Annotated in this window: 21 protein-coding genes and 2 tRNA genes; 12 read left to right on the forward strand and 11 right to left on the reverse strand. The window is 46.6% G+C overall.

Translation table 11 applies throughout. The annotated features are described in order from the left end of the window. Window positions 1–9: 9 nt before the first annotated feature. The 3 genes from phbB (at window position 10) to B5D26_RS00265 (ending at window position 4070) form a co-directional block, all read left to right on the forward strand. Window positions 10–759, forward strand: coding sequence for an acetoacetyl-CoA reductase (gene phbB, locus B5D26_RS00255; protein WP_078743688.1), 750 nt, complete (start codon window positions 10–12; stop codon window positions 757–759). 63 nt (window positions 760–822) lie between these two features. Continuing rightward, window positions 823–2601 carry an acyl-CoA dehydrogenase gene (locus B5D26_RS00260; RefSeq protein WP_078743689.1) on the forward strand — a complete coding sequence of 593 codons (1779 nt, stop codon included), beginning with the start codon at window positions 823–825 and terminating at the stop codon, window positions 2599–2601. A gap of 41 nt (window positions 2602–2642) precedes the next feature. Continuing rightward, window positions 2643–4070, forward strand: coding sequence for an NAD-dependent succinate-semialdehyde dehydrogenase (locus B5D26_RS00265; protein ID WP_078743690.1), 1428 nt, complete (start codon window positions 2643–2645; stop codon window positions 4068–4070). A gap of 239 nt (window positions 4071–4309) precedes the next feature. Here the strand turns inward: B5D26_RS00265 and B5D26_RS00270 are convergent, their stop codons facing one another. Both B5D26_RS00270 and B5D26_RS00275 read right to left on the reverse strand, forming a co-directional pair. Further along, window positions 4310–5491 (reverse strand): vWA domain-containing protein, encoded by a 1182-nt coding sequence (locus B5D26_RS00270; protein ID WP_078743691.1) that lies wholly within the window; start codon window positions 5489–5491, stop codon window positions 4310–4312. 24 nt (window positions 5492–5515) lie between these two features. Then, window positions 5516–6361: an AAA family ATPase gene (locus B5D26_RS00275; protein ID WP_078743692.1), complete on the reverse strand. Its 846-nt coding sequence runs from the start codon at window positions 6359–6361 to the stop codon at window positions 5516–5518. A gap of 202 nt (window positions 6362–6563) precedes the next feature. Between B5D26_RS00275 and B5D26_RS00280 the strand changes: the two genes are divergently transcribed. Together B5D26_RS00280 and cysK are read left to right on the forward strand one after the other, a co-directional pair. Further along, entirely contained in the window at window positions 6564–8207 is a 1644-nt protein-coding gene (locus B5D26_RS00280) for a flagellinolysin (RefSeq protein ID WP_078743693.1), read from the forward strand. A gap of 160 nt (window positions 8208–8367) precedes the next feature. Then, window positions 8368–9339 (forward strand): cysteine synthase A, encoded by a 972-nt coding sequence (cysK, locus tag B5D26_RS00285; protein ID WP_078743694.1) that lies wholly within the window; start codon window positions 8368–8370, stop codon window positions 9337–9339. 142 nt (window positions 9340–9481) lie between these two features. Here cysK and B5D26_RS00290 read toward each other — a convergent pair. The 6 genes from B5D26_RS00290 to B5D26_RS00315 form a co-directional block, all read right to left on the reverse strand. Further along, window positions 9482–9557: transfer RNA gene (locus B5D26_RS00290), tRNA-Glu, on the reverse strand. A 17-nt stretch (window positions 9558–9574) separates the two neighbouring features. After that, window positions 9575–9650, reverse strand: a tRNA-Ala gene (locus B5D26_RS00295). Between the two features lie 140 nt (window positions 9651–9790). Then, on the reverse strand, window positions 9791–11275 hold the full coding sequence (gene gltX / locus B5D26_RS00300; RefSeq protein WP_078743695.1) for a glutamate--tRNA ligase: 1485 nt from the start codon (window positions 11273–11275) through the stop codon (window positions 9791–9793). A gap of 177 nt (window positions 11276–11452) precedes the next feature. Further along, window positions 11453–12259: a carbon-nitrogen hydrolase family protein gene (locus tag B5D26_RS00305; protein WP_078743696.1), complete on the reverse strand. Its 807-nt coding sequence runs from the start codon at window positions 12257–12259 to the stop codon at window positions 11453–11455. 105 nt (window positions 12260–12364) lie between these two features. Further along, window positions 12365–14359, reverse strand: a complete 1995-nt coding sequence (locus B5D26_RS00310; protein WP_078743697.1) for a RecQ family ATP-dependent DNA helicase — start codon at window positions 14357–14359, stop codon at window positions 12365–12367. A 46-nt stretch (window positions 14360–14405) separates the two neighbouring features. Then, on the reverse strand, window positions 14406–15113 hold the full coding sequence (locus B5D26_RS00315; protein ID WP_078743698.1) for a DUF3047 domain-containing protein: 708 nt from the start codon (window positions 15111–15113) through the stop codon (window positions 14406–14408). A gap of 236 nt (window positions 15114–15349) precedes the next feature. On the opposite strand from B5D26_RS00315, the gene B5D26_RS00320 reads away from it, so the two are divergent. Continuing rightward, entirely contained in the window at window positions 15350–15769 is a 420-nt protein-coding gene (locus tag B5D26_RS00320; RefSeq protein ID WP_078743699.1) for an acyl-CoA thioesterase, read from the forward strand. 89 nt (window positions 15770–15858) lie between these two features. On the opposite strand, the gene B5D26_RS00325 is transcribed toward B5D26_RS00320, so the two are convergent. After that, a complete protein-coding gene (locus tag B5D26_RS00325; RefSeq protein WP_078743700.1) occupies window positions 15859–17103 on the reverse strand; it encodes a DEAD/DEAH box helicase in 1245 nt (414 codons plus the stop codon). Window positions 17104–17321: 218 nt separating this feature from the next. After that, window positions 17322–17891 carry a hypothetical protein gene (locus tag B5D26_RS00330; protein ID WP_078743701.1) on the reverse strand — a complete coding sequence of 190 codons (570 nt, stop codon included), beginning with the start codon at window positions 17889–17891 and terminating at the stop codon, window positions 17322–17324. Between the two features lie 224 nt (window positions 17892–18115). Here B5D26_RS00330 and trhP point away from each other — a divergent pair, with 224 nt between their 5' ends. The 3 genes from trhP to cysQ are packed head-to-tail and all read left to right on the forward strand — an operon-like array spanning window position 18116 to window position 21284. Continuing rightward, window positions 18116–19495, forward strand: coding sequence for a prephenate-dependent tRNA uridine(34) hydroxylase TrhP (trhP, locus tag B5D26_RS00335; RefSeq protein ID WP_078743879.1), 1380 nt, complete (start codon window positions 18116–18118; stop codon window positions 19493–19495). Window positions 19496–19515: 20 nt separating this feature from the next. Next, window positions 19516–20424, forward strand: a complete 909-nt coding sequence (locus tag B5D26_RS00340; protein ID WP_078743702.1) for a prenyltransferase — start codon at window positions 19516–19518, stop codon at window positions 20422–20424. A 23-nt stretch (window positions 20425–20447) separates the two neighbouring features. After that, window positions 20448–21284 carry a 3'(2'),5'-bisphosphate nucleotidase CysQ gene (gene cysQ, locus B5D26_RS00345; protein WP_078743703.1) on the forward strand — a complete coding sequence of 279 codons (837 nt, stop codon included), beginning with the start codon at window positions 20448–20450 and terminating at the stop codon, window positions 21282–21284. Between the two features lie 9 nt (window positions 21285–21293). Here the strand turns inward: cysQ and B5D26_RS00350 are convergent, their stop codons facing one another. After that, entirely contained in the window at window positions 21294–22490 is a 1197-nt protein-coding gene (locus B5D26_RS00350) for a GGDEF domain-containing protein (protein WP_078743704.1), read from the reverse strand. Between the two features lie 433 nt (window positions 22491–22923). Between B5D26_RS00350 and B5D26_RS00355 the strand changes: the two genes are divergently transcribed. The 3 genes from B5D26_RS00355 to B5D26_RS00365 all read left to right on the forward strand — a co-directional run bounded on the left by B5D26_RS00355 (window position 22924) and on the right by B5D26_RS00365 (window position 26491). Further along, window positions 22924–24441 (forward strand): fumarate hydratase, encoded by a 1518-nt coding sequence (locus B5D26_RS00355; protein ID WP_078743705.1) that lies wholly within the window; start codon window positions 22924–22926, stop codon window positions 24439–24441. Window positions 24442–24683: 242 nt separating this feature from the next. Beyond that, window positions 24684–25571 carry a class I SAM-dependent methyltransferase gene (locus tag B5D26_RS00360; protein ID WP_078743706.1) on the forward strand — a complete coding sequence of 296 codons (888 nt, stop codon included), beginning with the start codon at window positions 24684–24686 and terminating at the stop codon, window positions 25569–25571. Between the two features lie 11 nt (window positions 25572–25582). After that, on the forward strand, window positions 25583–26491 hold the full coding sequence (locus B5D26_RS00365) for an N-acyl amino acid synthase FeeM domain-containing protein (protein ID WP_078743707.1): 909 nt from the start codon (window positions 25583–25585) through the stop codon (window positions 26489–26491). Window positions 26492–26497 lie beyond the last annotated feature (6 nt).

Below are 26497 nucleotides of genomic sequence, written 5' to 3' on the forward strand. Positions count from 1 at the left end.
AGACTCAAAATGAGCAAAAGAATCGCTGTAGTAACAGGTGGTACAGGTGGTTTAGGCATCGCAATGTGCGAGGCACTCTGCGATCAAGGCCACACGGTTATTGCCACTTACTATCCTTCGCCAGAAACCGAAGCTCAAGCCAAAGAGTGTCAAGAATCAATGAAAGCGTGGGGAGCAGAAGTACTACTTTACCCGCTTGATGTATCAAGTTTTGAAAGCTGCCAAAACTTCATCACTACCGTTGAAGCGGAACATGGCCCTGTCGATATTTTAGTTAACAATGCAGGCATTACCCGAGATGCACCATTGAAGCGTATGGAGCATCAGCAGTGGCAAGATGTCATCGACACTAACCTAAGCTCAATGTTCAACATGAGCAAACTCGTATTCAACAGCATGTGCGAACGTGGTTGGGGACGCATCATTAACATCTCCTCTCTCAATGGCGAAAAAGGCCAGTTCGGCCAAGCCAACTATGCCGCTGCTAAAGCAGGTATTTATGGTTTTACTCGCTCAATCGCCCTTGAAGGTGCTCGTAAAGGCGTCACTGTAAACGCAGTTTCTCCAGGTTATATCGACACACCAATGGTACGCCAAGTACCAGAAAAAGTACTGAACAGCATTGTTGAAGGCATTCCTGTTGGCCGCTTAGGCAAACCTGTTGAAATTGCTCGTGCTGTGGCGTTCCTAGCAGCAGAAGACAGTGGCTTTATTACAGGCACCAACCTATCCGTTAACGGTGGCCAATATATGAGCTAAAGATAGTTTCATTAAAACTGAATCTAAATTCCAAAACATATCCCCCAATGGAGGTTGCTCACTATGACAGATTATATTGCTCCGCTTGATGATATGAATTTTGTGCTAAATACGCTGGTCGATTTTGAGCACTTAGCAGAACTTACAGATAACACTGATGCTAGCTCTGATTTAGTCGCCGCTATTTTAGAAGAGGCTGGCAAACTCTCAAGCTCAGTTATTGCACCTTTAAATCGAACAGGTGACCTTGCAGGGGTGCAGCTCACTGAACAGAATGAAGTCGTTGTACCCACAGGATTCAAAGAAGCCTACCAAGCCTATGTTGAGGGTGGCTGGGGATCTTTACAATTTAACCCTCAATACGGCGGACAAGGCCTACCCTTTGTTTTGGCAATCGCTGTGCAGGAGATGTGGCACTCTGCCAATATGGCATGGGGATTATGCCCATTACTCTCACAAGGTGCGGTTGAAGCCATTGCAGCCAATGCCAGTCCTGTTCTATGCGAACGCTTCTTACCCAAAATGATCAGTGGTGAGTGGAGCGGCACAATGAACTTAACAGAGCCACAAGCGGGCTCTGATTTAGCGGCTATCAACACAAAAGCCATACCTGAAAGCGAACACTATCGCATTACTGGCCAGAAAATTTTTATCACTTGGGGTGAACACCCCATGGCAGACAACATTGTACACCTCGTACTGGCACGCTTACCGGATGCCCCCGCTGGTGTAAAAGGCATCTCTCTATTTTTAGTGCCTAAGTTCTTAGTCAATGCTGATGGTTCGTTAGGTGCACGCAATGCCTGTAAAGCAATATCACTGGAACATAAGTTAGGTATTCATGCCAGTCCAACCTGCGTAATGAGCTACGGAGACAATGAGGGCGCCATTGGTTATTTAGTTGGAGAGGAAAACCGTGGTCTAGCCTGCATGTTTACAATGATGAACAATGCGCGTCTTACCGTAGGTTTACAGGGTGTCTCTATTGCAGAGCGGGCTTATCAGCAAGCCAAAGAGTATGCCCTAGAGCGAGTTCAAGGCGTTGCCATTGGCCGTGATAAAGCAGGGCCAATTATTGAGCACCCAGACGTGCGTAGAATGTTAATGACCATGACCAGCCTAACACAGGCGGCAAGGGCGCTGGCTTATACCGCTTGTAAAGAGGTTGACCTTGTTGAAGCTGAACTGCCTGATGCAGAGAAACAGCGCCATCAACGTCGGCTGGGCTTATTAACACCACTGGTGAAAGGCTGGTGTACTGAAATTGCTCAAGAAGTCACATCGCTAGCTGTTCAAGTACATGGTGGCATGGGCTTTATTGAAGAAACTGGCATTGCCCAGCATTTTAGAGATGCTCGTATTTTACCTATTTATGAAGGTACTAACGGCATTCAGGCTATGGATTTGGTGGGTCGTAAGCTGAGTTTTGATCAAGGACAAGCCGTTACTGAACTGTTAGAAGAGATTGATTCATCAATAGCGCAAATTCAGCCTTATGGCGCGCTAACCGCTGGACATATTCAACGTTTTTCTAGTGCGGCGAATGCACTGCGCCAAGCCTCACAAACGCTACTCAACAGTACGGATAAAGCAACCCCTGCTGCTTTAGCTTTTAACTACTTAATGCTGTCGTCTTACGTAGTTGCAGGCTGGCAGATGCTAATAGCTGCCGATAAAGCCAATAACCAACTTAAGCTAGAAGCCAATCAGCCCTTCTATCAAGCCAAAGTGCTGAGCGGTGCTTTCTTCTTAGATCAGCTTTTACCACGTTACCATGGCTACTTTGAGTCTATTAACAATGGTGCTGTCAGCACACTTGAACTACCGATTGACTGGTTTTAAATACAAAAAAATAAAATAACAACAACACAGGGTTAAACATAATGTATATCAATGGTAATTGGATAGAAAACACAGCACTTTCCCATTTTGCGGTAACCAATCCCGCTAACGGTGAGGTTATAGGTGAAGCACTGGAGTGTCAGGAAGCGGAAGTTGAGCAGGCAATACAAGCGGCTCAACAAGCTTTTAAAACTTGGTCTAAAACCACTGCTTATCAACGCTCAAAATGTTTATATCGAGCTTATGAATTAATGCTAGAGCAAAAAGATGCACTGGCTGAGCTGATGACTTTAGAGCAAGGTAAACCTCTAAAAGCAGCGCTTAATGAAGTGATTTACGGCGCAGACTTCCTACTTTGGTATGCAGAAGAAGCCAAACGCGTGTATGGCGAAACCATCCCTTCAGCACGTAGTGATCAAAGATTTTGGGTTAATCACAAACCCGTTGGCGTGGTTGCGGCCATTACACCGTGGAACTACCCAATCTCAATGATTGCCCGCAAGATTGCCCCTGCCGTAGCGGCAGGTTGTACTGTTGTATTAAAGCCCGCAGAAAGCACCCCTTTGTGTGCCATTGCTATGTTCAAAATTTTTGAGCAAGCAGGGTTTCCTGCTGGGGTTGTTAATCTTGTTACGGCGTCAAACCCTGCACCTATTGGCACAATATTTTGCGCTCACCCTGCTGTACGAAAGCTGACGTTTACCGGTTCTACTGCCGTAGGTAAACATCTAGCCACCTTAGCAGCCCCTCATTTAAAGCGGGTTTCAATGGAGTTGGGCGGCCATGCACCCGCTATTGTGTTTGAGGATGCCGATCCGGTGCATGCAGCAAAAGGCCTATCTTTGGTGAAGTTCCTCAATACTGGTCAAGCCTGCATCAGCCCAAATCGTATTTTTGTTCATCGCAGTATTGCAGATCCCTTCCTAGCAGAATTCAGCAAACGTGTTGATGCGATGCCAGTCGGTGATGGTATGAATCCTAGTGTCCGTATTGGGCCTTTGATTAATCAAGCTGCTATAGACAAGGTCGACACGCAGGTTAAAGACGCCATAAGCAAGGGGGCAACATTACTTAATGGTGGTGAGGCTGTGATCTTAGAGGGCTGTGAAAAAGGCCACTTTTATCGGCCAACATTACTGAGCAACGTAACGCCAGAAATGAAAATCTATCGAGAGGAAACGTTTGGCCCCGTTGCTGCGGTGATTATTTTTGATACTGAAGATGAAGTATTAGAGATGGCCAATGATACACATTATGGTCTTGCCGCTTACCTATATACCAACAATCTATCGCGTGCCATGCGGGTTTTTGAGGCTTTGGAGTTTGGCATTATTGGTATCAATGACATTAACCCAACCAGTGCTGCGGCACCATTTGGAGGTATGCAAGAAAGTGGTTTAGGCCGAGAAGGCGCTAAAGAAGGTATTTTTGAATATCTTGAAACCAAACTTGGTGGCGTTGCTATTTAAGGGGATTACTTAAATAGCAACCTGCTCAGTCACCCTGCTATCAGTCACTGATAGTAGGGTGTCGGCTACTCATACCGCGAATCAGTCGTGCAAGAATGTGGTATGGGTGTCGACAAAAGATAGGTGTCTTTAAGGCACCCTTCTTTCTGTATGTCACCCTGTCTTTGGGGGGGAGTTGGGAGCGATACCCTATCCCCCTCTTTTTTACCGCTAAAGGTCGCTCGATAATGCATTGCGCATCATTTCTTCGATAACCTTTTAATCGCATCGGTAATGCCGGTAATGGTTAAAGGATACATACGATTGCCAACCAGTTGCTTGGTCATTTCAATCGACTGTGTATAACCCCAATATTTTTCATCAACAGGGTTTAACCACACCACATTATCCCAAGTCTCCGTGACCCGTTGCATCCATTGTGCGCCACTTTCTTCGTTCCAGTGCTCAACACTACCGCCTGCAATGGCAATTTCATAAGGTGCCATAGAGGCATCGCCAATGAAGATCACCTTATAGTCAGCACCATATTTATGCATTACATCTAAGGTTGAAATGCGCTCGTTGTGACGCCGTAGATTGTCTTTCCAGACCGACTCATAAATAAAGTTATGAAAGTAATAATGCTCCAGATGTTTGAACTCTGTGCGGCAAGCTGAGAATAGCTCTTCACACATCCGAATGTAGCCATCCATCGAGCCGCCAATATCTAAGAACAACAGCACTTTTACACTATTATGACGCTCTGGCACCATTTTAATATCTAGCATACCGCCGTTATGAGCGGTCGCACGAATGGTGTCATCTAAATCCAGCTCAGACTCAGCCCCTGAGCGGGCAAACTGACGTAACCGTTTCAACGCCACTTTGATATTACGTGTGCCTAACTCAACACTGTCATCAAGATTCTTAAACTGGCGCTTATCCCACACCTTTACGGCGCTGAAGTTACGGTTACCCTCCTGACCAATGCGAATCCCTTCAGGGTTATAACCGTAGGCACCAAAGGGAGAGGTACCACCTGTACCAATCCATTTATTGCCGCCTGCGTGGCGCTTTTGCTGTTCTGCTAGACGTTCTTTAAAGGCATCCATCAGCTCTTTTAGGCCACCGAGCGATTTGATTTTTTCACGCTCTTCTGGCGTTAAAAACTTTTCAAACTCTTTGCGTAACCACTCCTCTGGAATCAAAGTATCCAAAAGGTCATCCAAGCCTTCAAGACCATTAAAATAAGCACCAAAGGCTAGATCAAAACGGTCATAATACTTTTCATCTTTCACCAAGCAGGTGCGCGCCAACAGATAAAAATCATTGATATCGGCAAAGGCTAAACCTTGCTCTAAAGCGGCTAACAGGTCTAACAACTCACGTAATGTGGTGGGCACGCCCGCCTTACGGAGGTCAGAAAAAAAATCGATCAACATAGATAAACTCCTGTAGACCGATGGTTAGCGGGTTTGTCGACGGTGCATAAACGCCAGTTTTTCAAGTAAAGAAACGTCTTGTTCGTTTTTCACCAATGCGCCATGCAGTGGCGGAATCGCTTTGCTAGCATCACGATTTTGCAGCATTTCTAAGCTCATTTGATCAGCCATCAGCAGCTTTAGCCAATCAATCAATTCAGAGGTAGACGGCTTTTTCTTTAAACCGCGCACTTCTCGCAAATCAAAGAACACCTCTAAAGCTTGCTGCACTAAATTCTGCTGAATATCAGGGTAATGCACATCAATAATGCGCAGCATGGTGTCTTTATCAGGAAAGCTGATGTAGTGGAAGAAGCAGCGGCGCAAAAACGCATCCGGCAGTTCTTTTTCGTTATTACTGGTGATGATCACAATAGGACGCTTGACTGCTTTGATGGTTTCTTGCGTTTCGTAAACAAAAAACTCCATCTTATCCAGCTCTTGCAGCAGGTCATTTGGAAACTCAATATCGGCTTTATCCACCTCATCAATCAGCAACACCACTTGCTCTTCTGACTCAAACGCCTCCCAAAGCTTGCCTTTGTTGATGTAGTTTTTAATGTCATGCACACGGTCATCACCCAGTTGTGAGTCACGCAGGCGCGACACCGCATCATACTCATACAAACCTTGATGCGCTTTGGTCGTTGATTTCACATGCCATTGAATCAAGCGTAAACCCAGTGCCTCAGCCAACTGTTCCGCCAGCATGGTTTTACCCGTGCCCGGCTCACCTTTAATCAACAAAGGGCGTTGTAGTGTAATACAAGCGTTAACCGCCATTTGTAACTCAGGCGTGGCGACGTATTGTTCTGTACCTTGGAATTTCATAAGACGCTCTTTTATTAATCTATTGTTATGCATCAGTAATTGCAGCTGCGAGCAGTTTACCTGCTCGCACTGACAACCAAAACCTGCAAGAACGTATTTTCGTGACCTTAAAGTCATTGACATTATTTCTAAAGAAACGCGTTAACCTGCCGATTTTTGTACGCAAGCCTAGTTTTAACTCGCTTAGGGAGAGCGTTGCCACATGCTATTCGTGAATACCAATGTAAGTGCACTAAAAGGAATGAACTATCTGTCTAATGTGACAGAGCGGATGAATCGTTCTTTTCAGGAGCTCTCCTCTGGATCACGAATTAACTCTGCACGAGACGATGCTGCTGGCCTACAAATTTCAGATCGCTTAGACACGCAAGTAATTGGTACTCAACAAGCCTCCCGTAATATCCAAGATGGTATTTCCGCGATTCAAGTTGCCGATGGCGCAATGGCAGAAATCACCAACATTGCTTTTCGGATGCGGGAAGTTGCCACGCAAATGTCGAACAACACTTGGAGCCAAGAGGACAGAGATGGCGCTCAAGCTGAGATGGAGAAGCTCATCAGTGCTGCCACTCAGATTGCTGAAAGTGCCAGTTTGGGGGGAACACCTCTACTTGAGGGGCCTACCGTCAATGAAAACTCCCCACCGGTTACAGATGAAGATATTTTAATCAAATTGGCAGGGGCAATGGAGCAGTCTGAAGCCAACATCAAAGCTTATTTCGGGCTGAAAGGAGACGGCGAGGATCAGTTTGTCATCAATCTTGGAGCAATTGGAGGAGCCGTTGCTTCCGTATCATTTAGCGGAGGCACTCACGACGTTACTGCGCTGAATATTGATCGAGCAGCCTTTTTAGCTGGATGGAACGGCGACACCACTCAAAATGATCGGGTTATTCAACACGAAATGGCTCATGCTGTTATGGTAAACCAGCTATCTACAGGCGTTCAGTCATCTCTATGGTTTATGGAGGGTACCGCAGAACTTATACATGGTGCTGATGACCGTTTAATCGTCGACTTAGGTGCCGCCTCACCAGATACTTTTATGAGCAGCTTCTCCAACGCAGCAGGCTCTAGCGCAAATTACTCAAGAGCCTATGTAGCGACACGTATGCTTCATGATGAAATGAAGAGCCTAGGCTACGGAAACGGTATTTCAAGTTTCATGGACTATTTGAAAGTAGATGGACGAACTGTAAGCAACGCCCTCGAGCACTTCCTTGGTATGACGGAGGCAGAGTACATTACCTACGTGCAGAATAGCGGCGGTAGCTACATCACAAATCGAATGGACTTGAACAATGCCGATGTTGGCGCTATTGGCGGCTTAGACGCTGATGGAATGGGTGTAAAAGATGCCCACGACTCTGTCGGTGATACCAACAGCTACTCCGATCAGCCATTAGATGGCTTTAAAATCAGCGCTTGGCCCACTGGCTTCACTCCCCCACATGATAAAATATTTCAACTGCAAACAGGCTCTAACGCTGGCGAACGCAGCGATTTCACAATCCGCGGCGGCACCGCAGAACGCATAGGCTTATCGGGCGTAAACGTATCTGCCAATGCACGCGGCTCTATGGAAATCATTGATAAAGTGATTGGCAATATCCACGAAATCAGAACCGAGCTAGGTGCCACCCTCAATGAACTCAGTTCTCACTTACGCAATAACACCAATACTATTGTGAATGTATCTGCCGCTAAGTCGCGAATCACAGACACCGATTTTGCCGTTGCCACCGCTGAGCTAACTCGCAACCAAATCATTCAACAAGCCTCTAGTAGCATATTGGCACAAGCCAATCAAAACCCAAACATCGCGCTCACTCTCTTAGGCCGCTAGGCACATCGGATTGTTATGAACTTAAAACCTTTTGGCATTAAGTTCCGATAGATTTTTCTCTCAACACTCCCTACTCTTATTGGCAATCCGCTACCCTCAAATGACGCTTGTTTTCCACAGCACTTAGCGGTCTAACCATTAGAATTATCAGGGATTTCTTATGAGCAAGGTTTTTGACGATAACTCGCTAACAATCGGTAATACACCTCTAGTTAAAATTAACCGCCTAAGCCAACATCCAAACCTATACGCCAAACTGGAAAGCCGTAATCCTGCCTTTTCAGTAAAATGCCGTATTGGTGCCAATATGATCTGGGATGCTGAAAAACGTGGTGTTTTAAAACCGGGCATGGAGATTGTAGAGCCCACCAGTGGTAACACAGGGATTGCACTCTGCTTTGTGGCGGCCTCTCGTGGCTATAAAATTACCCTGACCATGCCATCCAGCATGAGCTTAGAGCGTCGAAAAATGATGAAGGCACTGGGTGCAAACTTAGAGCTGACAGAGCCTGCTAAAGGTATGAAAGGCGCAATTGCAAAAGCAGAAGAGTTGGTCGCCTCCAACCCAGAGCACTACTTTATGCCACAGCAATTTGAAAACCCTGCCAACCCTGAGATCCATGAAAAAACCACTGGTCCAGAGATTTGGCAAGATACCGACGGTGAAATTGATGTCCTGGTTGCAGGTGTTGGCACAGGCGGCACTATCACAGGTATTTCACGCTATATCAAAAACACACAGGGCAAAGCCATTACCTCTGTTGCCGTTGAGCCTGTTGACTCCCCCGTGATCACTCAAACCATGCAGGGCGATGAAGTTAAACCTGCACCACACAAAATCCAAGGTATTGGCGCAGGCTTTGTACCTAAAAATCTAGACTTATCACTGATCGACCGCGTTGAACAAATCAGCAATGACGATGCAATTCAGATGGCAAGAGAGCTGATGCTCAAAGAGGGCATTATTGGTGGTATCTCTTGTGGCGCAGCGATGGCAGCCGCTATTCGACTAGCGGAACAACCTGAGTTTGCAGATAAAACCATCGTGGTAATTTTACCCGACTCAGGTGAGCGCTATCTGTCTACAGCGCTATTTGAGGGCGTATTCAGCGAAAAAGAGATGGTACAGTAAGTCAACATCAACCCTCTCTGCCTGAGTGTAGAGGGGGTTATTCTGGATTGTCTCAAGGATTGCCAAACAGCAGAAACAAAAAAACCGCAATTAAGCGGTTTCTTGTTTTAACTTGTTAAGTTCAAACAAGTTAAATAAATAGTGGCGTCCCATAGGGGGTTCGAACCCCTGTTACCGCCGTGAAAGGGCGGTGTCCTAGGCCACTAGACGAATGGGACACTGGCCACTTGAGATTTGGTGGAGCCTAGCGGGATCGAACCGCTGACCTCAACACTGCCAGTGTTGCGCTCTCCCAGCTGAGCTAAGGCCCCTCTCAAGTACGGGACGAATTATAGGGAGGCTTTTTTCTTGGGTCAACTCATTTTTTGAATTTTTTTATCTTTTTTACAAAATAAAGTTCAAATGAACCAATGAGTTAGCGAAAAGCCCCCCTCTAGCTAGGCCCTAAGACCTAGCCATTTAAATCCGCAAACTCTTTTTCCAGCTTCTTCGTTTGCTTCTTAGACACACCACCTAACAAGTTCACCGCATGACGCAAACGTGCGCGGGTCAAGTCTGGGCCAATAATCGCCATCGAGTCCAACACAGAAGACGAGGTAGGTGAGCCTGCAATCGCAATAAAGATAGGCTGTAAGAAATCTTTAATTTTCACACCAAAGTGCTCAGACAATTTCTTAACATCTGCAAAAATATTGTCTTTATTCCAGCTACGCTGTGCCTCCATCTGCCATAGCGTAAACTGTAGCTGTTTAACCAGCTCTTCTTTCTCTAGCTTGATATGGCTGAAATCACTTTCTGTGATTGGCAACATACCTGAGAAGAAGAAGCCAGCCAGCGGTGCAATATCACTGAACTTTTCAACACGGTTCTTGATTTGCGGTACGATTTGCGCCAAATACTCAGGTTGGAACGCCCACTGCTGCACCGCTTGAATAAACTGCTGATCATTCAGATCTTCACGAATATATAGACCGTTTAGCCAAGACAGTTTTTCAACGTCAAACACTGGGCCACCCAGAGAAACACGTTGAATATCAAAATGCTCAATCATCGTCGCCAAAGAGAACTTCTCGCGCTCATCCGGCATTGACCAACCCATACGCCCCAAATAGTTGATTACCGCTTCAGGCATAAAGCCCATTTTGCGATAGTAGTTAATTGAGGTCGGGTTTTTACGCTTCGATAATTTGGTTTTATCGGGGTTACGCAACAGTGGGAAGTGGCATAGCACAGGCATTTGCCAACCGAAGTATTCGTACAGCAGTTTGTGCTTAGGTGCAGAGTTAATCCACTCTTCACCACGCAGCACATGAGTAATCTGCATCAGATGGTCATCGACAACGTTTGCCAAGTGATAAGTCGGCATACCGTCTGCTTTTAGCAGAATCTGGCAGTCGATCTGCCCCCAATCAATCTCAATTTTGCCACGCAGCAAATCATCAACTTCACACACGCCCTCTTCAGGTACGCACATGCGGATCACGTAAGGTGCATCAGCGGCTTCACGCGCAGCTTGCTCCTCAGCAGGCAGCGCCAAATCACTTTGTTTTAAAGCCGTATGTTTGCCCTCTGCTTTACGACTCTCACGTAGCTCGTCTAGCTCTTCTGTGGTGCGATAGCAGCGGAATGCTTTACCTGCTTTTTCAAGCTGATAAGCATAGTCAGCGTACATATGCTTACGCTCGCTCTGGCGGTAAGGGCCAAACTCACCACCTACATCAGGGCCTTCATCCCAATCTAGGCCTAACCAACGTAGAGAGTCTAAAATCATCTGCTCAGATTCATTGGTGCTACGGGTCTGATCCGTATCCTCAATGCGTAAAATAAACTTGCCGCCATGTTTACGGGCAAAAGCCAAGTTAAAAAGTGCAATGTAAGCAGTACCAACGTGAGGGTCACCTGTTGGTGAAGGCGCAATTCGGGTGCGAACAGTCATAATAATCCGTTCAATCCTATGAGAATGATAAGTACAAAAAATAGTTCATCTGCACAAAGGCAATGGCGCAAGATTATAGTCGAGCCGACAAAGGACAAACAGCCTTTGTTCATCTCCATCGGTCGTCAAAGTTAAAGAGGCGCCTTCTGTGTGACCAATCGCCTACCTCTCAGCACTTCAGAGCCTACGATGTAACCATGCAGGTAATTGACGACGAACCTCATCAAAACGCTGTTTCGACAGTGTGCCAGTGACAATCCCCTCACCAAGATCCTGCTGACCGAGAATCTCCCCCCAAGGATCAACAATCATACTGTGTCCCCAAGTCACTCGACCGCTATCGTGTTGGCCACCTTGTGCAGGCGCCATTAGATAGCATTGGTTTTCAACCGCACGCGCTCTTAATAGCAACTCCCAGTGTGAACGACCTGTGGGTACTGTAAACGCTGCGGGAATCACCAGCAGATCCACATCATCTAAACCACGAAACAACTCTGGAAAACGCAAGTCATAACAGATCCCTAGCCCAACACGCGCCCAAGGTGTGTCAAAGCATACGGGCTGCTGACCCGCCTCAATACTGGCGGACTCTTGATAGCACTCATCACCCTTTTGAAAATCAAAGAGATGAATCTTGTCATAACGCGCAGCCACCGCACCGGAAGGGTCAAAAACCAAACTGGTATTGGTGACTTTATCAGCTTGCTTGCCTTTTAACGGTAACGAGCCTGCAACTAACCAAATACCCAGTTTTTGAGCCAACTGTGCTAAACGATCCTGCATCATGCCACTGCCAAAGTGTTCTGCCAGCGCAAACTTGGCCCGTTCATCTCGATTCAGCATTGGGAAATACTCTGGCAATGCAATAATCTGCGCGCCTTGACTGGCCGCCTCAGTAACCCAATATTCAGCTCGGGCCAAATTCTGTTCTGGATCTTCGCCCGAAACCATTTGAATCGCCGAAACTTTTACATCTGCTAACATTTTGCGGTTCTCATATTGGATTTTATTGTCATCATTGCGCTTGAAGCTGTGGATTATAGTCAATAAAGACCAAGGCTCGCATCGCAATCGCCTCCACGCCCTTAATTAATCAATCAATAAGCCTTGTACTTTTTGCTCAATGTCAGGGTATCGAAGTAACTCACAACTACCAAAACCTGCCAGTTGTCGCGCCTTGATCTGGGTGAACAAGGGTTGGGTTAAACCCGCTAAGAAACGGGCGCATAGGGTCTGTTTTTCTTGCCTTTGCAGCCTAATGACCTGTTCACTGTTCAGACGCTCTAACAGGGCCTCTAGGTTTTGTTTCAGCACCGCGTCTTCAGGCCAAATTGGCGGTTGCACATAGCTTAGATGTGCCACCTGTCCACGACAAACAGAGCAATGACCACAGGCTGTTGGGCTACTGCCTTCGTCAAAGTAGCGGGAGAGGTTGTGAGTGAGGCAGCGGTCGAGCTGGAAAAAACGAATTAACGCGCCAATACGTTCGATCTCTTTTTGCTCTTTCTCGACAACGTAATGATAGAGTTTAGCCACTGGCTCATCGTGGTTAAGAGCGGTCATGTTAACTCGAAACACTTCAGTCATTTTGGACGCCGACAGTTCGATTAACCCCTGCTCATGTAAGTAATCCAGTGCCGCAATAGCACGATGGCGCTCAGCACCATAGGTTTGATAAAGGTTGTCAAAGTGAGGGACACCCCAAGTTCTTTTAAACTCGGTCTGCTCAAACAGGCTATTTAAAAAGGCGGCACGCTCGCCCGAAAAACGCGCCAAAATGTCGGATCTCTCAGCAACCAATTTATATTTATACTCGGCGAAATAGCTGCGTAGGGGTTCTAAAATGCCCATCAGTTCTAATTGCACTAACAAGGTTTTCAGCGGCAGTTGGCGAATATTGCATTGATTTGACAGGCTGTTCAGTTGTAACTCCCACTGGTGCTGGTCATGCCCCTGCACAAAACTGTCTTGCTGTATGACCTCGATTAAACGGGCAATATCTGAGCGCTGCGGGGTATCACCATAGACAAAGTTTTCCAGTACCGGAATACCATCAAGGCTGGCAAGCGTGATGCAATCTGACGCCAAGCCATCACGCCCCGCTCGCCCAATCTCTTGGCTGTAATTTTCGATCGACTTGGGCAGATCATAATGAATCACAAACCGGATATTGGGTTTATCAATACCCATCCCAAAGGCGATGGTGGCCACCACAACGCGCACTCGACCCGCCATAAAGTCAGCCTGCACTTTTTGTCGTTGCTCGTCAGGCAAACCTGCATGATAAGCTTCGGCTTGAATACCTTGCTGGCACAGGTCACGGGCCACCTCTTCTGCCGTATGCTGTAAGGTGACGTAGACTATACCATCGCCTGTTTTGTGTTGAATCAGCGTTCGCAAAACCTGCTTCGGGTTTTGGTCTGCCTGTAACGGCTGCACACTCAGATCAAGGTTGGCGCGATAAAATCCCGTTTGCACAATATGCTCTGGGGCAATGTTGAATTTTTGCGCCATATCTTTTTTCACCCGACGGGTGGCGGTAGCGGTGAGTAATAACACCAACGGAATGTTCAGCTGCTGACGGTACTCGGGCAGTTTGAGATAGTCAGGGCGAAAGTTGTGCCCCCATTCGGAAATGCAGTGCGCTTCATCCACCACTAACATCGACAGCGGAATAGATTCGATAAACTGGCGAAAACGCTCATTCTTAAAGCGCTCAACCGAGACCATTAGAATCTTGAGTTTGCCCGACCGCGCCTCTTGAATCACCTGCTGATGCTGTTCAGTGCTGAGGGTGGAGTCGATACTGGCAGCCGCTATGCCTTTACTGGCCAGAAAGGCGAGTTGGTCTTTCATCAAAGCCAACAGCGGTGAAACCACCAAGGTTAAATGGGGGAGCTGCAAGGCGGTGAACTGATAACAGAGTGATTTGCCCGATCCCGTTGGGAATATTGCCAAAGACGATTGCCCAGCCAACAGCTGCATCACGGTTTGCTGCTGCCCGCCCCTGAACTCAGAAAACCCAAATTGCTGTGCTAGCAATGTATTCAAATGGTCGGGAGTCAGGCCGTTGGCATCCATCATAAACTTTCCCTACTGAGGTAAAAATAAAAAGAGGGCTCAGTGCAAGTTAATCTGAGCTGAATTTAATTGTGCCATAAAACGCCTCTGCACTGCTGTTGGAATTGTCTGCGTCCGTCATAATCGCAATGGCTTTGATCCGATCAATCTCTTTACCAAAGAACTGCTGAATGTCGGCTTTTAAATTGCGCTTTTCTTCATGCCAACCTTGCTCTAATGCACCCTCTCGCATCGATACCATCATCGCGCTTTTACCCACAAAGGGATTGGGCCAATGTTGTCCAACAGGGGTTTGGCCTGACCAAACATAGCTGATCACTTTGGTGCTTAAAAACGTCCAACCATCATTAAAAATAATGTACACACGGGCGCCAAAGTCATCCCCTGCTCGGGTTTGTTCATTGGTTAAGTTGGGCAGTTGTGTCACTTTCCAGCGCCAGCTCAGGTAAGGGGTTTGGTTCAGGTCGATATCCGCCTCATAAAACAAGCCTGAGGCGGCTGAGTTACTTTTTGCATATAGGGCGAGCTGTCCTTCGTGTTCAACCAATTGATATTGGGTGAGGCCATTAAAGCTTTTGCTTTTCCATTCGCTGATCTGCTTTGGAGTTAAAATTAAAGCGCTTGTCGCCACCGACTGCTCTGAGTTTGCAAATACAGCGCCTGAAAAAAACAGGCTGATGAAAACCCAGAGAGTGAATCGAGTGCTGATCATGCTCCGTAAATCATGCTGAATGTGCCCGCTGCAAGTCATCTCCATGCCCCCTCTTGTTTAGAAATGTCTATATTTAGACCTATACGCAGATAAAACGATTTTGTATCTGTTTTGCGCTGACTTATTCCGATTCGAATAAGCGCAATAGAGGAGAAAAACGGACGGTAATTCTGTGCGTTATCAGGTAAGCTGCCTGCCTTTTTAGCCTAGGGCTACGATTTTTCACTTAGAATTGTTGAACAGAGTCCTACTACGTCGTGATCTACTGCCGGAGAAGATAAATGTCACAAGAAACACGAGGCCGTTTAACCACTCGCACTATGGCAATGCCTGCGGATACCAACCCGTCTGGTGATATTTTTGGTGGCTGGGTTTTATCGCAAATGGATATCGCCGCAGGGATCTGTGCCAGCCAGCGTGCACAACAGCGCGTGGTCACCGTATCGCTAGAGGGCATGAGCTTTATTCGCCCTGTTAAAGTGGGTGATATTTTGGGGGTTTATACCGAAGTGATAGAGGTGGGGAAAACCTCTATGCGGATTCATGTGGAAGCTTGGGTACGCCGCGGACAGATTGGACTGCGTGAGAAAGTAACTGAAGCGGTTTTCAAATTTGTGGCCTTAGATGCTGAAGGTTATCCAACCCCTGTACCTGCAAAAAGCTCGCTGCCTGATTATGCGATGGAAGAGTTCACCGTCTGATTGAGAATCAGCTGAATCGGTCATCAAAAAGCCCCATCAGGTTAAACCGATGGAGCTTTTTTGCGCTGTTGGCTTTTGCTAAAAGCGCGCTATCTACGGCGAGGTTTTTGAGGTTTGCGTGTGTTACCGCTTTGTCCTAAGGCTTTGGCTCGTAGCGCTTTTTTAGAGGGTTTACGCTTGGCGTTCACCTCATCTAGCTGCATCAGGTTAGGCTCGAAGCCCTCCATCCATTGCAACACAGAATATTCACCTGTGAGTTTTTCGATCTCTTCCAGCAAATATTTCTCTTTTTGCGACACTAAGGATATGGCTAACCCCTCTTGCCCGGCACGACCTGTTCGGCCAATACGATGAATATAATCTTCTGCGTTGTAGGGTAGCTCATAGTTCACCACATATTGCAGTTGGTGAATGTCTAACCCACGGGCGGCTACGTCGGTGGCCACAAGGACGCGTACTTTTCCGATTTTAAAGTCTTCCAGTCCACGATCTCGTGCGCCTTGAGATTTGTCACCATGTACCCCCGCTGCGCTAATGCCGTCTTTTCCAAGTTCTTGAACCAGCTCATCCACTGCTTGTTTGGTGCGCGTGAAGACCAACACTTGTTGCCAGTTTTTAGATCCAATCAGATAGGCCAGTAACGCTGCTTTTTTTGACTGATCCACTTCATAAAAGCGCTGCTCAATTTGTGCCACGGTTGCATTACGTTCAGCAACTTCAATCAGTACAGGATCACGCAATAAAGTTTTGCTGAGTGCAAAAACCTCATCGTTAAAAGTGGCTGAAAAAAACAGCGTTTGCCGCTGCTCAGGCAAACGCTTTAAGATGCGTTTGATCTCACCAATAAAGCCCATATCGAGCATTCGGTCGGCTTCATCTAGCACCAAGGTTTCTAAGTTACTTAGGTCGATCAACCCTTTCATGGCCAGCTCTAACAACCGTCCGGGTGTTGCCACCAGTATCTCGCAACCTTGGTTGAGCGCTTCAATTTGCGGATTAATACTGGCACCACCGTAGGCCACCACTGAGTTAACCCCCAGTCCTTGGCTATAGGTGATCACGCTGCGGTGAACTTGCTGTGCTAACTCTCGGGTGGGTGTTAGCACCAACACGCGAATCGCCTTGCTAGGCTCCACCTGTGCTAATTCACGCTGAATTAGGGGCAACATAAAAGCAGCCGTTTTTCCGGTTCCGGTTTGCGCCCCCGCCATCACATCATGGCCTTCTAGCACTTTCGGAATAGCTGCCTGTTGAATCGGTGTTGGGGTGAGATAATGAAGAGAGGATAAAACCGACAACAATTCGGGATTAAGGCCTAGGGCTGAGAAACTCATGAACAATACCGTGAATAGATCAAAACAGAGGAGTATCTAGTGTATCACTTCTGCCTTTGGCACGATGAGGTAAATACAATCGGTAGGATAAAACAGCAGTCGAAATAGAGGGGAATCTTGGCGCTGCACTCACAGCGCCAAAAAGTTAGCGCACTGTTAACACAGCACGCTCATCAACCTAACAAGCGGCATCCAATCCTTGATGCCCACTAGTCAGTTTATTGAATTGCATTAACCCCTTTAAATTGTGCGATTAAAGCATCTGGACGCTTTTTCTTGTTATGTTTATTCAATACATAAACAACTGTTTCACCTTTAGGGCCAGAGCCAATATCGGTAAAACGCAAAGCCGCTTCGCCTGTTGCACGTACTTCATTCATATCTTCAATGCGGTTGAAGACATAAATGCGACCTTCATGACGCAGCTCACCATAAAACATTTCAGGTACTAACTTGCCATCAATCATATCCACGCTGGCAATACCTGAGGTTTTCTTTTTGTCTTTACTGGTTAAACCAAATACCAGCGTTTCACCCTTGGCACCTGCGGCAATACGCTTGTAAGTGTACGGGGTTTCGTCATGCTCTAAGAAGTGCTGATAAGCAGAATAGTCGTCAAAGTAGTACAAACGGCCATCCTCATGGCGTACTTCATACAACGAAACCAATTGCTGAGTGGCTTCTTGCGATTGAGGGGCTTTTTCTGCACTTTGCATCGACGAACATGCCGCAGTACCGCCAACAACACCTACAATCAAGAGCGCTTGCAAAATAGATTTCAGTTTCATTGTTCATTCCTTAATCGGTCATTATCAATAAGCTAACGGAAAGATTAAGAAATGAATGTTGCACAGCCGTGACAGTTTTTTGACACATTTTTTACGCAAGCAGTAGGGTACTCTTTATACCACCACAAGCTGTGGTAGAATCGCGCGCTTTCTTGAATCGTGTGCAGTGCGCGTTATCTTCAAAAGGTGTATTTGGCCTGCAACCAGACACCGAAGAGGTTTTTATGTTTAAGCCTGAATTGCTTTCCCCTGCGGGTACTTTTAAAAATATGCGTTATGCCTTTGCCTATGGTGCTGATGCCGTTTATGCAGGGCAGCCGCGTTATAGCTTACGCGTACGTAACAATGATTTTAAGCTAGACAACTTAGAGCAGGGAATTCGCTACGCACACGAGCGCGGTAAGCAGTTCTATGTCGCCAGTAACATTGCCCCGCACAATGCCAAAGTCCGTACCTATATGAAGGATATGGAACCGATCATTGAGATGAAGCCAGATGCGCTGATCATGTCAGACCCAGGTCTCATTATGATGGTGCGTGAGCGTTGGCCAGATCAAGTGGTTCATCTGTCGGTACAGTCTAACGTGGTGAACTATGCAGCGGCGAAGTTCTGGCATCAGCAAGGCATTAAACGCATTATTCTTTCACGCGAACTCTCATTAGAAGAGATCGAAGAGATTCGCAATGAATGCCCAGAGATGGAGCTGGAAACCTTTGTGCATGGTGCGCTCTGTATCGCTTACTCTGGCCGTTGCTTGCTGTCTGGCTACTTCAACCACCGCGACCCCAACCAAGGCACTTGCACCAACGCCTGTCGTTGGAACTACAACACCCTTAAAACCACAACCGATGACAACGGTGACCTGATTCCGCTGACACAGGTGGAATCCTCCTCTGGTGTTTGGGACCCTTCCCAAGGCCAGTCTCACTCACCTGCGGCTGATCACCATACTGAAGACAGTCAAGGCTTAGCCGCACTGATTGAAGAAGCCTCTCGCCCAGGTGAGCTGATGCCAATCTATGAAGATGAGCATGGCACCTATATCATGAACTCTAAAGATCTGCGTGCCGTTCAACACGTTGAGCGCCTGACCAAAATGGGCATTCACTCCCTAAAGATTGAAGGTCGCACCAAATCGCACTATTACGTGGCGCGCACAGCTCAAGTTTACCGTAAGGCCATTGACGATGCGGTTGCAGGTCGCCCATTTGATATGAAGTTGATGGACGCCCTAGAAAACATGGCCAACCGCGGTTACACCGAAGGTTTCTATCGCCGCCATGTGCATGATGAATACCAAAACTACGAAACCGGTAACTCAATTGGCGTTAACCAGCAGTTCGTAGGTGAAGTGCTGAGCTACGACAACCAGCGCAACCTGCTGGAGATCGATGTGAAAAATCGCTTTGAAACCGGTGACACACTCGAGCTGATGCTACCCGGTGGTAACCGTCGTTTTGTGCTGAACACCTTAGAAAGCCGCAAAGGTGAGGCACTGAACGTCGCACCAGGGAATGGTCACATTGTACAGATTCCATTGGATGGTGCGACACTGAGTCAGGCTGATCTTGAATATGCCTTGCTGATGCGCGACCTAAAATAATCTCCACTGAAGAGGTAAGGATGACAACTGTAAGTCAGGTCATGCAATCGGTTCAGGGCTGGGAAAAGTATCAGTTGATATGCGCCGCTCGCCCTTTTTCACTCACCGTGGCACTGATGTCATGCTTACAAGGGATTATGCTCGGCTGGGCGCAAAGCGCTCAGCCCCTCTTGCTGGGTTTGCTCATACTGGCAGGCGGTATTTTATTACAGTTTGGCGTGAACTTAATTAATGATCACTCCGATCTCAAAACCTTAGACCAGCGCTTTGCAGGACTAACGGCCGCCCAAAAATATTGGCTTCAGCAAGCGATTATTCGTAACTACCGCTTGGGCTTAGTGTGTTTTGCTATTGCAGGATTAATCGGCCTTTGGCTAATTCAACTGCGGGGCTTGCCACTATTAGCCCTTTGCATCACAGGTTTAGCAGGCGCTTATTACTACACTCAAGAACCCATTAACTATAAGTGCCGAGGGCTGGGCGTGCCCTTGGTGTTTTTGCTGATGGGCGTGATGATGATTGGCGGAGCCAGCTATGTGATGTCCGGCAGCTATGATTGGACTGTCTTTTATCTCTCACTTCCCTTAAGCCTATTAACGGCCTTGCTCTTACTCAGCAATGAGCTACGGGATTACGAAGCCGATCAACAAGTTGGGCAAACTACCCTTACCGTGCGTATCGGATATGACTTCGCCTGTAAGCTATACAAAGGCATGGTATACCTGAGCTTTATCTTGGTCGCTTTATTGACATGGCAAGGTTTAGTGCCCTCGCCTTGGTGGTTGCTATTGTCATTACCCGCGTTGCGCCAACCTTTTACCTTATTGAAACAACCCGCTGAACAGCGCCAAGCCTTAACACCCCTTACAGGACGTTTTCACACCCTGTTTGGAGCACTTTTACTGCTCGCCAGTTTTGAAATACTTTAGTTTTCACAAAAGGATACGCCACCATGTCAACAAGTCCTGATGCCTTGTCTCAGCTGCTGCCAAAAGTAAAACAACTGGCACAGAACGCAGGCGAAGCGATTTTAGAGATTTATCAACAGGACGATTTAGGCGTTTCCGTCAAATCAGACGACAGCCCACTCACACTGGCAGATTTAGCGGCGCATCGCTGCATTGTTGCAGGGCTAACACAGCTTACCCCCGAGTGGCCGATACTATCAGAAGAAAGCGCTGAGATTGATTGGGCAGCTCGTCAACAGTGGCAAACCTATTGGCTGGTTGACCCCTTAGATGGCACCAAGGAATTTGTAAAACGTAATGGCGAGTTTACCGTCAATATCGCTCTAATTCATCAAGGTCAGTCCATTTTAGGTGTGGTGTATGCCCCTGTCTTGAATCGCTTCTATTATGCTGCGCAAGGGGTTGGTGCATTCGAGCACAACATAGGGCAAACCGAAAAAACATTGCTGTTAACCCCTAATGTTGAACCTGCTATCTGGCGCTTAGTGGGCAGTCGCTCACATGCCGCTGATCGTGTGGCGGCTTTTTCTGAAGGTTTTGCTCAATCTGAACTGGTTCCGATGGGCAGCTCACTCAAGATCTGTTTGGTTGCGGCCAATCAGGCCGATTTATACCCACGCTTTGGGCCAACCAGTGAGTGGGATACCGCTGCGGCACAAGCCGTTGTTGAATGTGCAGGCGGTCTGGTATTGGACGATCAACTACAACCTTTGCGCTACAATCAGAAAAGCAGCTTGCTGAACCCTGAATTTGTCGTGTGCCAACACATTGATTCGCAGTGGGCTGAGCGCTTTTCGCAACTGGCAACTCACCAAAGTTAGTCTAACAGGCTAGCTGCTTTTAGGTGTCATCTGTCCTTGTAAACGCTCAGCGCCAGATTGATAAACCGTTTGATTACGACCATTACGTTTGGCCTGATACAAAGCCTCGTCAGCACGTTTAATGGTCGCCTCTAAAGGCTCACTCCAGCGGTGTAAAGTAATACCTATCGACAAACTTAAGTGTAATCCTGGTGCGAGCTGCTCAAAATGATACTCGGCAAAGGCTTGTCGAATACGCTCAGACACTTTTACGCCACTGTCTTGATTCGTTTGTGGTAATAGCAAGATAAACTCTTCTCCACCATAACGACCAAATAGATCACTGGTTCTTAAACAGTTGGCTGCGATTTGACAAAAGCGTTCTAACACCACATCGCCTGCTTGATGACCAAAGCGGTCATTTATACTCTTGAAATGGTCTATATCAATCATACAAAGTGCTGTCGCACAATATCGTTCAGAATCACCTAAGCGTTGCTCTGCTTCTTCAAAAAAACGGCGGCGATTTAAAATGCCCGTTAAGTCATCTGTACCTGCCACCTCATCAAGTTGCTGCATTGCTTGCTCTAAAGCATCGTGGGCATGTTGCATCTTTTGATTACTACTTTTGAGCACATCTTTTTGCTTTTTCAAACGCTCGCTAAGCCGTCTAACATAGCTACTAAACAACGCAATCCATGCCTGAGCACTGGCTAAAATCAACCATTGCATGACACTAATATTTAATGCAGGTGCTTGAATCGTCATGCCTGAATTAATACGAACTACATCAAATAAAATAACCGCACCAAAACAGACCAAGCTTAGTAAACCTGCGCATACAAACTCCAATGTATCCAGTTGGAAAATACCAAACAACATCACCATTACATAAAGTAAGAGTAGTGAACCTCTAATATCAGGTAGTTGGCTGATCATCAAACTAAACCAGACAATCGCAGTGGCCATTTGCAGTAAGGTAAGGGAAGGGTCGTTAAAACGCAGATTAAGATTAGTTTTGAATACTAACCAAAAACAGCTCTGTGTAATTACAGCGGTAAACATTAAAAATAGATATTGGGTAGGCGAGACATTATCAAGCAAATTAAAAACCAGTGCAGTAGCCAACAGCAGCAAAATTAAGCCCTGTGACAAAACTGATATCATAAGCCGCTTGATACGCAAGCGTTGTTCATGCCGTTCCTTGAGCGCTGACAAATTAGACATCTCACACCTTCACTGCAAAATATATCACCTATTAAAAATCACTTATCTAAAGCAACTGCTAAAACTCGTTTCAGAATAATTCAGTTTAAATGTATCTTTAGAATTGCAGTGTGGAATATTCACTCTAATAGGTCTGTAGGTAAGCTGTTATTCCTTGTGACGCTTTGTAACTTTAGTCTAGTTCTCATCTATTTCAATTCGATTACTTTGCCTAAAGTTGGTGACTTTGCCGTCAGTAAAGCCACAAAAATGGTGTATACTCGGCCAACCTGATCTGGGGCTTTTTCTTCTATTTCAAGCCCTAATCAATCCCAAGCTATCTATGAAGTATCTATCTGCAGCCGCTATATTTTTCTGTAGATAACGATAACAAAACCGTTTCCGGTGCTACCGCTGGAAATTAGCACTGACCGTGATAGGAGATACTCCGAAAATGACGACCGTTATCCGTCAACAAGATATGATCGACAGCGTTGCGGACGCGCTGCAATATATTTCCTACTACCATCCGGTAGATTTCATTCAGGCGGTTCACGAAGCCTACCTGCGTGAGGAAAACCCAGCAGCAAAAGATGCAATGGCGCAAATTCTGATCAACTCACGTATGTGTGCTGAGGGCAAGCGCCCAATCTGTCAGGATACTGGCATCGTAACCGTCTTTGTAAAAGTCGGTATGCAGGTACAGTGGGAAGGCGACATGAGCCTAACTGACATGATCAATGAAGGTGTACGTCGCGCTTATACTCACCCAGACAACGTACTACGTGCGTCTATTCTGGCTGATCCAGCAGGTGCACGTAAAAACACCAAAGACAACACGCCAGCGGTCATCCACTACGAAATCGTTCCAGGCAACACAGTTGATGTTCAGGTTGCAGCCAAAGGCGGCGGCTCAGAAAACAAATCTAAGATGGTAATGTTGAACCCATCAGACTCAATCGTTGAGTGGGTGAAAAAAACCGTTCCAACAATGGGTGCAGGTTGGTGCCCACCGGGTATGTTGGGTATCGGTATTGGTGGCACCGCAGAAAAAGCGGCACTGATGGCGAAAGAATCCTTGATGGACCCAATCGACATTCATGAGCTGCGTAAGCGTGGTCCACAGAATCGCGTTGAAGAACTGCGTCTGGAAATTATGGATGCAGTAAACGAGCTGGGCATTGGTGCACAAGGTCTAGGCGGTTTAACCACCGTACTGGATGTAAAAATCATGGACTACCCAACACACGCTGCGTCTCTGCCTGTGTGCATGATTCCAAACTGTGCCGCGACTCGTCACGCTCATTTCGTACTGGATGGTTCAGGCGCATCGCTACAAACACCACCGGATCTGAACGATTGGCCAGAAGTAACGTTTGAGGTGGGCGCAAGTACACGTCGCGTCGATCTGAACACCGTAACCCCAGAAGACGTATTAAGCTGGCAGCCGGGTGAAACCATCCTGCTCAACGGCAAAATGCTGACAGGTCGTGATGCCGCTCACAAGAAAATGGTCGAGATGCTGAACGCAGGTGAAGAACTGCCAGTAGATCTAAAAGGCCGCTTTATCTACTACGTTGGCCCGGTTGATCCAGTACGCGACGAAGTGGTTGGCCCAGCAGGCCCAACAACAGCAACTCGTATGGACAAGTTCACACGCCAAGTGATCGAAAGCACAGGCTTACTGGGTATGATCGGTAAATCTGAACGTGGCCCAATCGCCATTGAAGCGATTAAAGACAACAAAGCGGTTTACCTAATGGCCGTGGGTGGCGCTGCTTACCTAGTGTCTAAAGCGATCACTCATGCTGAAGTACTAGCCTTCCCAGAGCTGGGTATGGAAGCGATTTACGAGTTTGAAGTGAAAGATATGCCTGTCACCGTTGCAGTAGACGCTAACGGTATCTCTGTTCACAACACTGGCCCTGCCAAGTGGAAAGAGATTATTGCAGCGAAAAACGTTCCTGCATAATCCGCTATAAAAAAGGAGAGCAGATCCCACGCTCTCCCTCTAAATAACCGCGACTCCGTTCGCGGTTATTTTTTTGTGATGCTCTGGTTAAACTCTAAAATCACTTAGGTTGAGACAGCGCTGGAGCTATAAACAAACACAACATAAGGTAATGAGTATTTCTATTAAACCAATATTAATTCTTTGATCGGCTTACATTACTGGGTAGTCTAATACCCTAGTTTTTGCTCACTGAGGTTTATATGAAAGATGATCAGGCCAGCGCTACCGCTTACACGGTGCTACAAGGCGTATTATTCAGTGCTTCCAAGCCTGAACTTAGGGGGTTAGTGGCACCTGAAATGAAAGAGGCCTGCGAGCAAATATTGTCGGCTTCTTATGAAGGACAAAAACGTTTGCAGCAGCTGAAAAGCCCTCTTTTTAGGGCGATGGCACCAGCCATAGAAAGCCTTATGATGCCGGGTATTACGCTGCATTATGTACTCAGAAAACGCTATATTCGCGATGCAGTTGAGCAGGCAATTGCAGAGGGCGTAACACAGGTTATAAATCTTGGTGCAGGCTTTGACACTTTGGCTTGGGAGTTACATGTTCGCTATCCTCAAGTCAACTTCATCGAACTTGATCACCCTGCTACTGGTGCCCAAAAGAAAAAGGCACTGTTTGACAAGTCCCCTAGCAATCTTCACTTATTAGCCGTAGATTTTAGCCAAACCGATGCACGCACAGCACTTTCTGAGTACTCTGGGTTTGATGCAGGTCGCAACACCTTTTATATCTGTGAAGGAGTGTTGATGTATCTTGATCGTGCGGATGTAGACCGCTTGTTTTCAGGATTAAAGCAATTAACGGGCGCAGGATCACGTTTTGTTTATACCTGTGTCGTACCGATGAATAGTGCAGATAATAACTGTGGCGCACTATTGAAGCTTTATCTCAAGTTTAAAAATGAGCCTTTAAACTGGATGATTGAGCAGCAAGAGCAAGCTGACTTTGTTGAACAACAAGGCTATCAACTGAACGAAATAGCCAACACTAATGTGCTGCGCGAGCGCTATTTAAAAGGTATCAGCCATAGCACACTGCACCAAGGCGAGTATCTTGTTTCCACAACAGCATTGGCTGATTAGGTAAAACAGTTATGTCCGTTAAAATAACATTAGCGCGTGAACCAGCTACAACAGATGCAATTCTAAAGCTACGCCATAAAGTTTTTAGCGAAGAGGAGTCACTATTTCCTGCGACAGCAGATGGTCGCGTATTAGATCGCTTCGATGCTTTTTCTACAACTTACAACTTAGCAGCTGTTAGCAATGGAGATGTCATTGGCAGTATGCGCCTGACGTTAGATTCAAGCATGGGTATTCCTGCCGATGAGTACTATGATTTTAGGCCGTATCTACCCAAAGATGCGGTAGTAATGAATTGCGGAATGTACTGTGTGACCAAACCCTTTAGGGGCGCACGTATTGCAATGGGTTTAATGCTTATGGCGTCATATTTTGCCATTACTCGCAAGGTAACGCATGTAGTGGCACCCATTAATCCCACTATTGCGAAACTAATTCAGCGTGTAGGCTTTAAGCCATTGGATGAAGAGCTATTTGAGCCTCATTTGGGCTTAAGCTTTATTCCTATGCTGTTAGATGTCAAAGAGCTGAATGACTTTTTCTATACCTTTGCAGAGAACAATCGGCTTTACAACTTTATGGAATCCTATGAGTGCATATTCTACGACAAAGGCGAATATGTAGTTCGAGCAGGAGAACAAGGTGACTCTGCCTTTGTTATCATTGAGGGTGAAATAGAGGTACGTACCCCAGATGGCGTGTTATTGGCGGTTATGGGGCGAGGTGAAGTGTTTGGTGAGCTTGCACTACTCACTGACGATATACGCACGGCAGATGTCGTTGCAGGTTCAGATTTACGTATTATGTCACTGCCTAAAGACGCTTTTTTAGATCATTTAATGAAGAGCCCTGATCATGCCATGTGGATGCTCAAAAGCATCGGTAAGCGCATGAAAAATATGCTAGAGAAAAACAGCTAAATCCAA

It is taken from the genome of Oceanospirillum multiglobuliferum, from assembly GCF_900167095.1.
Lineage (GTDB): Bacteria > Pseudomonadota > Gammaproteobacteria > Pseudomonadales > Halomonadaceae > Oceanospirillum > Oceanospirillum multiglobuliferum.